The 11,848-nt window shown below is 58.5% G+C and carries 9 protein-coding genes; 7 read left to right on the top strand and 2 right to left on the bottom strand.

The window, feature by feature from the left end; translation table 11 throughout:
* The first annotated feature begins 721 nt into the window (after positions 1 to 721).
* A complete protein-coding gene (locus tag ACZ5DH_RS10580) occupies positions 722 to 2,203 on the top strand; it encodes an aldehyde dehydrogenase family protein (protein WP_464254249.1) in 1,482 nt (493 codons plus the stop codon).
* A gap of 1,032 nt (positions 2,204 to 3,235) precedes the next feature.
* Here the strand turns inward: ACZ5DH_RS10580 and ACZ5DH_RS10585 are convergent.
* Complete coding sequence (locus ACZ5DH_RS10585) at positions 3,236 to 3,520, bottom strand: hypothetical protein (RefSeq protein ID WP_464254250.1); 285 nt, start codon at positions 3,518 to 3,520, stop codon at positions 3,236 to 3,238.
* Between the two features lie 278 nt (positions 3,521 to 3,798).
* On the opposite strand from ACZ5DH_RS10585, the gene ACZ5DH_RS10590 reads away from it, so the two are divergent.
* The 5 genes from ACZ5DH_RS10590 (at position 3,799) to ACZ5DH_RS10610 (ending at position 9,626) form a co-directional block, all read left to right on the top strand.
* Positions 3,799 to 4,641: a sulfide/dihydroorotate dehydrogenase-like FAD/NAD-binding protein gene (locus ACZ5DH_RS10590; protein ID WP_464254251.1), complete on the top strand. Its 843-nt coding sequence runs from the start codon at positions 3,799 to 3,801 to the stop codon at positions 4,639 to 4,641.
* Positions 4,631 to 6,049 carry an NADPH-dependent glutamate synthase gene (gene gltA, locus ACZ5DH_RS10595; RefSeq protein WP_464254252.1) on the top strand — a complete coding sequence of 473 codons (1,419 nt, stop codon included), beginning with the start codon at positions 4,631 to 4,633 and terminating at the stop codon, positions 6,047 to 6,049. Before ACZ5DH_RS10590 ends, gltA begins: the two co-directional genes overlap by 11 nt.
* Positions 6,050 to 6,320: 271 nt before the next feature.
* Positions 6,321 to 7,148 carry a histidinol-phosphatase gene (locus tag ACZ5DH_RS10600; RefSeq protein ID WP_464254253.1) on the top strand — a complete coding sequence of 276 codons (828 nt, stop codon included), beginning with the start codon at positions 6,321 to 6,323 and terminating at the stop codon, positions 7,146 to 7,148.
* A gap of 458 nt (positions 7,149 to 7,606) precedes the next feature.
* Entirely contained in the window at positions 7,607 to 9,106 is a 1,500-nt protein-coding gene (locus ACZ5DH_RS10605) for an ATP-binding cassette domain-containing protein (RefSeq protein WP_464254254.1), read from the top strand.
* A 1-nt stretch (position 9,107) separates the two neighbouring features.
* Complete coding sequence (locus ACZ5DH_RS10610; RefSeq protein ID WP_464254255.1) at positions 9,108 to 9,626, top strand: P-loop nucleotide/nucleoside kinase family protein; 519 nt, start codon at positions 9,108 to 9,110, stop codon at positions 9,624 to 9,626.
* A 108-nt stretch (positions 9,627 to 9,734) separates the two neighbouring features.
* On the opposite strand, the gene ACZ5DH_RS10615 is transcribed toward ACZ5DH_RS10610, so the two are convergent.
* Positions 9,735 to 10,403: a DedA family protein gene (locus ACZ5DH_RS10615; RefSeq protein ID WP_464254256.1), complete on the bottom strand. Its 669-nt coding sequence runs from the start codon at positions 10,401 to 10,403 to the stop codon at positions 9,735 to 9,737.
* An 89-nt stretch (positions 10,404 to 10,492) separates the two neighbouring features.
* Between ACZ5DH_RS10615 and ACZ5DH_RS10620 the strand changes: the two genes are divergently transcribed.
* On the top strand, positions 10,493 to 11,623 hold the full coding sequence (locus tag ACZ5DH_RS10620) for an alpha/beta hydrolase family protein (RefSeq protein WP_464254257.1): 1,131 nt from the start codon (positions 10,493 to 10,495) through the stop codon (positions 11,621 to 11,623).
* Positions 11,624 to 11,848: the final 225 nt, after the last annotated feature.

The raw sequence follows: 11,848 nt of genomic DNA on the forward strand, positions 1-11,848 counted from the left end.
TGCCGCCGCGTCTCCCCCAGATATATCTAGACCAGATTAACTTTGAGAATGGACATTCTCAAAGTTTAAGACACGCATACTTCGGCGCTTAACAGCGCAAATAAATAGCGGTGCTGTCTTCATCCGTAAGCCCTGCGGGCAACGGCTGAAGCTGCGCTTACGCCTTCGCTGCGGGCGCCTGCTCACGCAGTCGCCAGAGCAATTTCAAAGTGAAAATGCTCTAAAGCGAGGCCCTGTTCACACAGCCGTCCATACAGTTGCAGAGTGAACCCGCCCGTAACATCGCCGCCTCACAGCACCCCGGCATATCGCTCCCCAACGCTCCCCGACGCCCCGCGCGCCTCGCGCCATACGCTGCGCTTTTTGAAAAAGTCCGCCTGGATAGGACAAATTACAGAGCAGATGGCTCCGATGCCATAATCATACATCCATCTGACCTGAATCTCAGGCAAATCATTCGGAAATTATCCTGATAATCATGCAGAGCGTGACACTGTTGCCGATTTTTCTCTTTTGGCGTTTTCTTTCGCTACACATGGTGACGTGTTCGGACTGTATCATTTCCGAACACTGCATTGCTTGTTTGATCTTTTTTTCACAATTATATTGTGTTTTTTTATTTTTCTGCTCCACAACCCTATAACAGACGAGAGACTGAATTCTGATACTAGAATAAAAGAGCAATGATCATGCAGAGTAACCCTCAACCAAAGGATGCGTCATGAAAAAACCACACTTGCAGGACAAATATTCCCTCTTCATTGACGGCCAATGGAAAGACGCCTCGGACGGCGCGACCTACGACACCTTCTGCCCGGCCAATGGCGAGCGCCTTGCAACCTGCGCCGAAGCCACCAAGGAAGATGTGGACGCCGCCGTCAAAGCCGCGACCCGCGCATGGCAAAGCTGGAAAAAAACCGATCCCATCGTGCGCGCCAACCTGCTTTTGAAAATTGCTGATATTATTGACGCCAACAAAGAACATCTCGCCATGGTGGAAACGCTGGACAACGGCAAGCCCATACGCGAGACGATGAATGTCGACATCCCCTTCGCCGCTGACCACTTCCGCTACTTTGCGAGCGTGGTGCGTACTGACGAAGGTTCTGCCACCATGCTTGACGGAAACACGCTCTCCCTGGTTCTGCGTGAGCCCATCGGCGTTGTGGGGCAGATCGTGCCCTGGAACTTCCCCTTCCTCATGGCAGCCTGGAAACTGGCTCCGGTGCTGGCAGCCGGCTGCTGCACCGTGTTCAAGCCCTCGAACCACACCTCCCTTTCCGTGCTGGAACTGGCGCGTCTTATAGCCGATGTGCTGCCCAAGGGCGTCTTCAATGTTGTGACCGGGCGCGGTTCACGATCCGGCCAATACATTCTGGAGCACCCCGGCTTCAGCAAACTGGCCTTCACCGGCTCCACGGACGTAGGCCGCAGTGTGGGCCTGGCCGCCGCCAAGCGTCTTATCCCCTCCACCCTTGAACTGGGCGGCAAGTCGGCCAATATCTTCTTTCCTGACTGCCAGTGGGATCTGGCCATGGACGGCCTGCAACTGGGCATCCTGTTCAATCAGGGGCAGGTATGCTGCGCCGGATCGCGCGTTTTTGTGCATGAAGACATTTATGACAAGTTCGTGGCCGAAGCCGTTGAACGCTTCAACCGCATAGAGGTTGGCCTGCCCTGGGAAGCAAAAACCCAGATGGGGTCGCAGATATATGAGGCCCACCTCAAGGCCATACTGCTCTGCATCGAGCAGGCCAAAGGCGCGGGGGCCACAGTGCTCTGCGGCGGTGAACGCATTACCGAGGGCGAACTGGCCAAGGGCTGCTTTATGCGGCCTACCCTGCTCGGCAATGTCACCAATAACATGCGCGTGGCCCAGGATGAAATTTTCGGCCCCGTGGCCGTCATCATCAAATTCAAGACTGAAGAAGAAGTGGTCAGCATGGCCAATGACAGCGTCTTTGGCCTTGGCGGCGCAGTGTGGACGCGCGACATAAACCGTGCCATCCGCGTAAGCCGCGCCATTGAAACTGGCCGCATGTGGGTAAACTGCTACAACAGCATCCCGGCGGGCGCTCCCTTTGGCGGATACAAGGAATCGGGCATCGGGCGTGAAACCCACAAGATCATGCTTGAGCACTATACACAGCAAAAGAACATCATGATCAACCTGGGGGAAAATCCCACCGGCTTCTATCCCTAGATCAGGGTAACTTTGAAATGCCTTACAGTTGAAAGTCGTGATTCTGCCGAAAATCGTATTTTCGGCAGAATCCACGCCCCGCTGCGGCGCGCTGCATTCTCGTACAGCGCTGGTGCATGTACCCTTTTTCAAAGGATACATGCACCAGCACGGGCGGTAAAAAATTCATGCTGTGGAGTGTCGCGTGATGCTGATCCGGGCGGCCTGCCATGTCTCGGCAGGAGACGGAGTAAAAAAAGAGGGCCGTCACAGCCCTCTTTCGTGGTGGCAAGTATGGCCACCGTATGAGCAAACCAGAACAGGTTACCCTGACATGCCGCATGGCTCCTGGTGTTGATTACCCTTGCGAGTATATATTCCCAAAGTTTATGACACGCCCGCTTTGATGCGCAACTGCGTTCATAACCAGTGCTTGCGCCTTCACAATGGCGTCCGCGCATACAGCCGCCAAGGCTATTTCAAGGTGAGGTTCGCTAAACCGGGCTCTTGGCCTGGTACGCTTTACCCCAGCTCCCGGGGCGACGGCTTGTCTTATGTGCTGCGGGGGCTGTAGCCTCGAGCCACACCCGCATTTCATCAACAACCGTTCTTAATTTTTTGTTAAAATCATCTTTTCGCACTATGGAACTATTGGATCCAAAACATCTGTGCACCCGAACCGCATCGGAAGTCGGCGGAACACTTTCAAGATAATTTGTCCAGTTGGTTACGATGCGTTCGATCTCATTCCTTTGCTTCTTTGTAATGTCAATATTCAAATTCATCATAACGATAGTTTGACACAAATAAAAAATCAGCACAAGTTGATTAAAAAATTTTTCAAGCGATAAAAAAAGGGGAGGGCCCCCACGGCCCTCCCCTTCACATGAGTGGAGAATTATACATGAACTGCGAACCGGCCACGCACCCATTCATGTCACGGAAAAGTGATGCTTTTCGTTTAACAGGGGCATCGCGGCATGAGGCCGCCTGCCCAGGTTGCGTTTTTTCTGGTTCCACGACGGCCCGCCCACAAGGACAGGCAACGCCGGTTTACTGTTGGGGTCCTTCAGGCGTCCGCTGCACCAGGGCCAAAGCCAGCAGTGCGGGTGACGCCAGGGGCCTCTGCGCGGAATTTTGCAGCTTGCGCCGCACAAATCCCGCCATGTCCATTGCCAGATCCGCATCGGTGATATCCGAACGGCAGGCCTTTTTGTTTTCTTCCAGTACGGCAAGGTACCGTTGTATCAGGGCAAGATCATGCTCCTCATAATAAGTCGCGGATCTGTCCTGCGGTCCGTTTTCCGACAGGAATGCGTCATTGATGCGTTGCGACATGACCATTCCTCCCTGAATGGATCACTGCTTCCCTGCGTCTGGGGGGCTGGTTCGCCATGTTGTGTGAACATGCGGTCTCCCCTTCCCCACTCATCACTAGCCTTATCGGAGTACCGATTAAAAACCTTTAGCGATAAGACCATATTTCTGGAAAATTTCGCCGCTCTGCATAAAGGCGTGCATACTTAAAGAGTTATGTACTCCCCTTGCGCGGGTTGCCCTTGCAAGGGGTAGTGATCACAGATACCATACCACATCAAGCCAGAAGAGGAGAGCCTATGCCAACGCGTATACTGCAGAAGGAAAGCCTGATCCCGGGCAAAACCAGCAAGCTGGTGCTTGATGCGCCGGAAATCGCCCGCAAGGGCAAACCCGGCCATTTTGTCATGCTGCGCATGACCCCCACCGGGGAGCGCATCCCCCTTACCATTGCTGATACTGACGCCGAAAACGGCACCATCACCATTGTGTATCTGGTCATGGGCAAAAGTACGGCCCTGCTTGAAGCTCTCAATGTAGGCGACGACATCCTTGATGTCTGCGGCCCTCTGGGCCACCCCACCCATATTGAAAAGAAAGGCACCGTCATCTGCGTGGGCGGCGGTACGGGCATTGCCGCCATGCACCACATCGCCAAGGGCCATGCCCGCATGGGCAACAAGGTCGTGGGCGTCATCGGCGCGCGCAGCAAGGATCTGCTGCTTTTTGAAAACGAGCTGAAATCCTTTGTCAACGAGCTGCTCATCTCCACCGATGACGGCAGTTACGGGCACAAGGGGCTTGTGACGGACCTTCTGCGCGACAGGCTCGAAAAAGACAAGAGCGTCTTTGAAGTCGTGGCCGTGGGCCCTGTACCCATGATGGCGGCCGTGGCCGAAACCACGCGCCCCTTTGGCGTCAAGACCACGGTCAGCCTCAACCCCATCATGGTTGACGGCATCGGCATGTGCGGCGCGTGCCGCGTCAGCGTGGGCGGCAAAACCAAGTTCGCCTGTGTGGATGGCCCCGAATTTGACGGGCACGAAGTGGACTTCCCCGAACTGCGCCGCCGCCTGGCCGCCTATCGCGAACAGGAAAAGGTCTCCATCGACGACTATCAGAGGACTGCTCATGGAAACTAAGACCCCCAAAAAGCCCGTAGCCCCCAGGGTGGATATGCCCTGCCAGCCCGCCGAGGTGCGGCGCACGAATTTTGACGAAGTGGCCCTGGGGTACACCAGGGAAATGGCCATCGAAGAGGCCCAGCGCTGCCTCCAGTGTAAAAAGCCCCTCTGCGTCAGCGGCTGCCCGGTTGAAGTGCCCATCCGCGACTTTATCCGCGAAACGGCGGTTGGCAACATGGACGCCGCCTACCGCATCATCAAAAGCACCAACAGCCTGCCGGCGGTATGCGGCCGCGTCTGCCCGCAGGAACACCAGTGCGAGGGCAAGTGCGTTCTGAGGGCCAAGGGCCAGCCAGTGGCCATCGGCCGCCTTGAGCGCTTTGTGGCCGACACCTATATCGCCACCTCGGCCTGCGAGCAGGTCACTGGCACCAATTCCTGCGCCCTGCCGCGTGGCGACCTCAAGGTTGCCTGCATCGGCTCCGGCCCGTCTTCCCTCACCTGTGCGGGCGTCTGCGCCGCGGCGGGCATCAAGGTCGACGTGTATGAAGCCCTGCACGAGCCCGGCGGCGTGCTCATTTACGGCATCCCCGCCTTCCGTCTGCCCAAGAACGTGGTCGCCACCGAAATTGACGGCCTGCGTCTGGCTGGCGTGGATTTTCACCTCAACTCCGTTGGCGGCCGCACCGTCGAGGTGGACGAACTGCTTGAAACCCACCATGCCGTCTTTATCGGCGTGGGCGCGGGTCTGCCAATGTTTTTGGGCGTTCCCGGCGAAAACCTGGTGGGCGTGTTTTCGGCCAACGAGTACCTTACCCGCGTGAACCTTGGCCGGGCCTACGACTTTCCGCAGCAGGACACCCCGGCTTTTCCCGGCAGGAACGTCACTGTCTTCGGCGCCGGCAACGTGGCCATGGACGCGGCCCGCACCGCCCTGCGCATGGGGGCTGAAAGCGTACACATCGTCTACCGCCGCACCAGGGCTGAAATGCCCGCCCGTCTTGAAGAACTGGAACACGCCGAGGAAGAGGGCGTGCAGTTCGCCATGCTTTCGGCCCCGGTACGCTTCAACGGCAACGATGAAATGCGCCTTACCTCCGTCACCCTGCAAAAAATGGAGCTTGGCGAGCCCGACGCCTCGGGCCGCCGCCGCCCCGTGGCCATTGAGGGCGAAGTGTTCGACCTGCCCACGGACCTTGCCATCGTGGCGCTGGGCACACGCTCCAACCCCATTCTTCTGGACGCCACCCCCAAGCTCAAGCAGAACAAGTGGGGCTACATCGAGGTCAATGAAGAAACGGGCGAAACGTCCATTCCCAACGTCTTTGCCGGGGGCGACATCGTCACCGGAGCGGCCACCGTCATCCTCGCCATGGGCGCAGGCCGCAAGGCCGGGCAGGAGATTGTACGGCGTTTGCTGAAATAAGGCGCAGTCGTATCTGAGTGTTGCTCTACGGGTGCGGAAGTTTGCCAGGTAAACTTCCGCACCCGTTTTTTTCGGGCCGCACCCGACATGCGCCTGCGGCCGCAAGGCCCGCCTCAGTCGTGGCCCTCAGGTTGCGGGACAGGCCTGCCGGGCTGCCCGTGCCTGCCGCATCTTGCCAGCCGGGCTTTTCAAGTTCATACTGAACGCACACAGCAACCTTCCTCCCGCCACGGGAGGCCGGGACGCCCCGGACACTCAGGAAAACCAACGCATGATTCTCGCAGACCTGCACACCCACACCAAGTATTCTCACGGCGGCAACAGCCCGGCTGAAATGTACGCAGCCGCTCAGGCCAGAGGCCTTGAAATCATCGGCTTTACCGAGCATTCGCCACGCCCCCTGGGTTTCGACTACACAAACGAATACAGGGACAAACTGACGCGCCACCTGCCGGACTACGCCCGCGAAGTTCAGGAAATCAAGGCCGCCAATGCGCACGGCCCCTGCCGGGTGCTTTTCGGTATGGAAATGGACTGGCTTGAAGGCCAGCAGGACTTTACCCGCGCGTCCAGTACGGCCTATGATTTTGACTACCTGCTGGGCAGCGTGCACTTCATCGGGCAATGGGGCTTTGATGATGGCGCGCAACCGTGGAAGGGCATGTCGCAGGAAGAATGCGAAACCCAGTACACCCGCTATTTTGAAGCCTGGGAACGCATGCTGGCCTCCGGCCTTTTCAACATTGCCGCACACCCGGACCTCATCAAGATTTTCTCCGTTGAGCAGTTTCACGTCTGGCTGGCCAAACCGGAAAGTCTGGCTCTTGTGCGCAGGGGGCTTGCGGCCTTGCGGCAATCCGGCATGAGCATGGAAGTTTCCTCGGCGGGTCTGCGCAAGGCCTGCCGCGAAATCTATCCCGCGCCGCCCATTATGGTCATGGCCGCGGAAATGGGCCTGCCCGTAAGCTTCGCTTCGGACGCGCACGTGACGGACGACGTGGGCTACGGCTTTGCCCGGCTGGCTTCCTATGCCCGCGCCTTCGGTTTCAGGGAATACACCGTGTTTGACCGTGGCCAGCGCAGCGTCTACCCCATTTAAGGCATGGCGCTTTGCAGGCGCTCTGGCAGGCGCACGAGCATGCCGCCAGCCCCCTGCAGCGATACGACGTTTGCCAACAGGGTCTTGAAAACCGGCACGGGAAGTTTTTACCAGAGCATTGTAACTTTGAAAAAGTGTAAATGCTCTAACGCCGCGCGAAAGGGCAGCGCGCCACAACGTGGCGTGGATGCAGCCGGGCTTCAGCCGTTGCGACGAAGGCTTAAAGCGTTGCGGCGCAGGAAACTACGGATAAAGCAACGGCTGCCGCGAATCGCATTTTCCGGCTGAATGAAAACTTTGAAATGTGAAACATTTCAAAGGTAATCTGCTCTAAAAGGACGCGGCGTCCTGACCGAGCGCCCCGCTGGCAGCCCGGCCCAAGGGCCACGCTTCTGCCTGCGGCGACACTTTCTGGAACCTTTCCGCATCACGTTGAAGATCTGCAGCAGGGATGATATATGTTTGAACCAATTGTAACCATCAGGGATCTAAGTCTTTTTCTGCCCGGCGACGCCAGCCAGCGGCTCGTTTTGCACCACATTGACTGGCAGGTTGCACGTGGCCGCCACTGCGCCCTGCTTGGCCCCAACGGGTCCGGCAAATCCACCCTGCTGCGGCTGCTGCGAGGCGAGCTCTGGCCTGCCAGAGGCCATATCTGGTGGCACACGGCAGAGGGACGCGAACAGTCTCCCCTGGCCGGACGCGCCATGACGGCCCTTGTGTCCCCCGGCCAGCAGGAAAACTACCAGCGTCAGGCCTGGGATCTGACAGGTCTGGACCTGCTGCTCACAGGATTTGACGATACGCCCCTGGTCTATTCCGACGGCGGCGCTCAGGCTCTCGCCCGCCGCGAAGCAGCCGTGCGCATGGCTGGGCGCCTTGAGGCGGAGGGCCTCCTGGACCGCGCCATGCACACGCTTTCGCAAGGCCAGCTGCGCCTGCTGCTTCTGGGCAGAGCCCTGTTGCGGGCCCCGGCCCTGCTTTTGCTCGACGAATGCACCGACGGGCTGGACGCCCGCTACCGTGAAATTTTCTTTGACGTGCTGGAAGAACACGCCTCGCGCTGCACCGTCATCATGACCGCGCACCGTCCCGGCCAGATACCCCCCTGGTGCGAGGAGCGCCACTATGTCAGCGAAGGCAGGCTGTACTCCGTCCCGCCGAAACAGGCAGGCCAGGAAGCCTCGGACGAAGAGACCGACACGGAACAGGGCCTTACCATCACCGCTGAGGAAGCCGGGCAGGTTGAGGCGGTGCGTCCCCTGCTGAACCTTGAAAACGTTACTGTTTTCATCGACAGGCAGGAAGTGCTGCATAACGTCACCTGGAGCATGCATCAAGGGGAGCATTGGCGCATCAGCGGAGCCAACGGCTCGGGCAAATCCACCCTGTTGCGGCTGCTGGCCGGGGACGAGTTCGCGGCCGCCGGGGGCACGCTGGAGCGCTGGCTGCCGCGTCAGGGCGGCGCTGTGGACACTCTGGCCGAAGTGCGCAAGGGCATACGCCTTGTATCCGACCTGTCGCAGGCGCTGTACGGCTATTCGCTGACGGCGCATGATATGGTCTGCACCGGGTTTGACAACAGCATCGGCGTCTACCGCAAGTTCAGCACGGCGGAAAAGGCCGAGGCCCTTCGCCGTATGCGCGAGATGTTTCCTGAAGAAAGCGAGGCGGGCATAGAAGTCCTTGGGCGACAGTCCATCCGTCGCCTGTCCACCGGGCAGTTGCGCCGCCTCTTCCTGGCGCGGGCGCTGGTGGGCGAGCCGGACATACTGCTGCTGGACGAACCCTGCTCCGGCCTGGACGCCCAAAGCCGCGCGCGCTACCTCAACCTTCTTGACCTTCTGGCCGCCAGGGGGCTGCCAATGGTCTTCGTGTCCCACCATGGCGAAGACGCGCCCCTGTGCATCAACCGCGAGGCGCATATGGAAGACGGACGACTGCGTGTGATGGTTTAGCGTGGCGCATTTCCGGCAACCCGCCCTGGTTGTTTTTTCCGGCTTGCCCGGCGTGGGCAAGACGACCATCGCCAAAATTCTTTGCCGCAAAATCCGGGCCTGCTACCTGCGCGCAGACACCATTGAACAGACATTGCGCTGTCAGATGCCCGACCGCCCTGTCACCTGTGAAGGCTATGAGGTGGCTTACAGCATCGCGCAAGAAAATCTGGCTTTGGGCTGTGACGTCATTGCCGATTCGGTCAACCCCATTGCCCTTACCCGCGACGCATGGCGGCAAGTGGCCGTGCGCAGCGAGGCATTCTGCCTTGAGGTGGAAATCATTTGCAGCCATATGCCGACGCACCGCCAAAGGGTGGAGGGCAGAAAGGCCGACAGTACCGGCATGACGCTTCCCACATGGCAAAAAGTCCTGGAAAGAAACTACGCCCCCTGGCACGGAACACGCCTCATTATCGACACGGCCAGTCTTACGGCGGAACAGGCCGCAGCGCAGATACGCCAAAGCATTTCAAGGTAAAAATGTCCCTGAAGGCCGGTTTTTTTCGCCCCCAACCCTTCGGAAATCGCAAAAAATCCCGCCAATGGCGGGATTTCCAGTTATCTGAGGCAACATATCAGATAAAGGCTATTCTTTTTCGCTTGCGTCCACGGCGCTCTTTTTACCGCCAAAACGGGAACGCAGCACTTCAATGGCCACCGGCAGCACCGAGACCACCACAATGGCATAGACGATGATACTGAAATTCTGGCGCACCCAATCCAGGTTTCCCAGAAAAAATCCGGCTGAAACCAGGCAGCCCACCCACAGGATGCAGCCCGTCACATTGAAGAAAAAAAACGTACGCGGGCACATGAGGGCAATGCCCGCCACAAAGGGCGCAAACGTGCGGACAATGGGCACAAAGCGGGCCAGCACAATGGCCTTGCCGCCGTGGCGTTCATAAAAAAGATGGGCCTTGAGCAGGTGTTCCTTCTTGATGAAGCGGCTGTCACGGGAAAAAATCGCCGGGCCCACATGGCGGCCGATGCAATAATTGACGGCATCGCCAAGAACGCCCGCCGCCAGCAGCACAAGCATCACTTCCACATAGCCCATAAGTCCGGCCCCGGCCACCACACCCGCCGCGAACAGCAGGGAGTCGCCAGGCAGAAACGGCGTTACCACAAGACCGGTCTCACAAAAAACTATGATAAAGAGTATAGCATAAATCCAAAGGCCATACTGTGCAACCAGTTCGAAAAGATGCACATCAATGTGCAAAATAAAGTCAATGAAATAGCGTAGGATATCCATATATTCCAGCTCCGGGCCCTGATTTCGGGGGCAAAGCGCCTCTCCCGAACGCCCTTGTACCTCAAGGCGGCTTATGGCACAACACGGGCATGCGACAGAATTTTTCTGCAACCCTGATTTTGTTTTTCTGCTTTACGCTGCTGCCGGCCCTGGACGTGAGGGCCGATTTTTACCATGTGGGTTTTCGCACCCTTGGGCACTGGGACCCGGAAAGCGGCCTGAGGCTTGACGTAAACCTGTGGTATCCATCGGTGCGGCCTCCGCGCGACATCCAGTACGGCCCCTGGGAAATTTCCGCTGCCCGTGGGGGCAAGCCTGTGGACGGACGTTTCCCGCTTATTCTGCTTTCGCACGATACCGCGGGATCGCGCTTTTCGTATCATGACACAGCCGCGTGGCTGGCCGCCAGCGGTTTTGTGGTGGCCGCGCCCACCCACCCCGGCGATAATACCGACAATATGGATCTTCTGCTGACCTGGCAGCAACTGTCAAACAGGGTGCGCGAAATTTCCAGCCTTATCCCCCTTCTGCTCAATGATCCGGAGTCCGAGCCCTCCATTGATCCCGAGCGCATCGGCGTGCTGGGGTTCGGCGCCGGCGGCACGGCCGCCCTGCTGCTGGGCGGCGCACTGCCCGACTGTGAAGGCTGGCGCACCTACTGCGCCCAGGCTGGCAAGCAGGACATGTATTGCAATGCCTGGGCGCGCAACCGCATGGACGGCCTCTGCCGGAGCCTGCCCCTGACCAGAAGCCTCGCCGACACGCGCATCAAGGCCGTGGCCGCTGTGGCTCCGGCTTTCGGCATGCTCTTCAACCGCGACTCTTTCCGGTGGTTTTACCCGCCCCTGCTGCTTATGGCAGCCTCCAACGACCGGCTGAACAATACCGCCCTGCACGCCCGCCGCATTTATGACATGGCGGGCAAAAAATCCCGCTGGCTGGTACTGGACAAGGCTGACGCAGGGGCGCTCATGGCCCCCTGCCCGTCCGCGCTGGAGGCGGAACTGCCCGAGCTCTGCCGTTCTGTCAGTGATGAGGACAGAAAAAGTATCCACAAAAACATGTTTGTAGCTTTAACCGAGTTTTTTCTGCACTATCTGGGAAGCACTGTTAACCTTCCGCGCATTCCGGAGCCTCCGGACCTTAGCCCGCCCTTGCCGCCCAAGCCCGAACCCGCGCCTGCTCCGGCACAGCCTGCAAAGCGCAACCGTGCAAAATAAGAGATTTTTTTGTTGATTTTCAACAAGCTAGCAGCGCGGCTTCTTGACAATTACGCCGCCCCTTACTAAAGGTCTTATAGTGCTGCACACTGCTGATACGTACAGGCAATGCATGCAAAACGCCGGGTCTGGCGCTGGTCGCAACAAGATGCTAGCATTACATATTTGCGTGGCCCCCCCATTCGGCGCCCACCGGAACGGCCAGCCAGGCTTGCGGCAGGCCCC

The sequence above is a fragment of the Desulfovibrio simplex genome (assembly GCF_055387835.1).

Bases quoted from the DNA above. Each gene is read 5' to 3' on its own strand.
- ACZ5DH_RS10580 (WP_464254249.1), top strand. From the start codon at position 722: ATGAAAAAACCACACTTGCAGGACAAATATTCCCTCTTCATTGACGGC.
- ACZ5DH_RS10585 (WP_464254250.1), bottom strand. From the start codon at position 3,520: ATGTCGCAACGCATCAATGACGCATTCCTGTCGGAAAACGGACCGCAG.
- ACZ5DH_RS10590 (WP_464254251.1), top strand. From the start codon at position 3,799: ATGCCAACGCGTATACTGCAGAAGGAAAGCCTGATCCCGGGCAAAACC.
- gltA (WP_464254252.1), top strand. From the start codon at position 4,631: ATGGAAACTAAGACCCCCAAAAAGCCCGTAGCCCCCAGGGTGGATATG.
- ACZ5DH_RS10600 (WP_464254253.1), top strand. From the start codon at position 6,321: ATGATTCTCGCAGACCTGCACACCCACACCAAGTATTCTCACGGCGGC.
- ACZ5DH_RS10605 (WP_464254254.1), top strand. From the start codon at position 7,607: ATGTTTGAACCAATTGTAACCATCAGGGATCTAAGTCTTTTTCTGCCC.
- ACZ5DH_RS10615 (WP_464254256.1), bottom strand. From the start codon at position 10,403: ATGGATATCCTACGCTATTTCATTGACTTTATTTTGCACATTGATGTG.
- ACZ5DH_RS10620 (WP_464254257.1), top strand. From the start codon at position 10,493: ATGCGACAGAATTTTTCTGCAACCCTGATTTTGTTTTTCTGCTTTACG.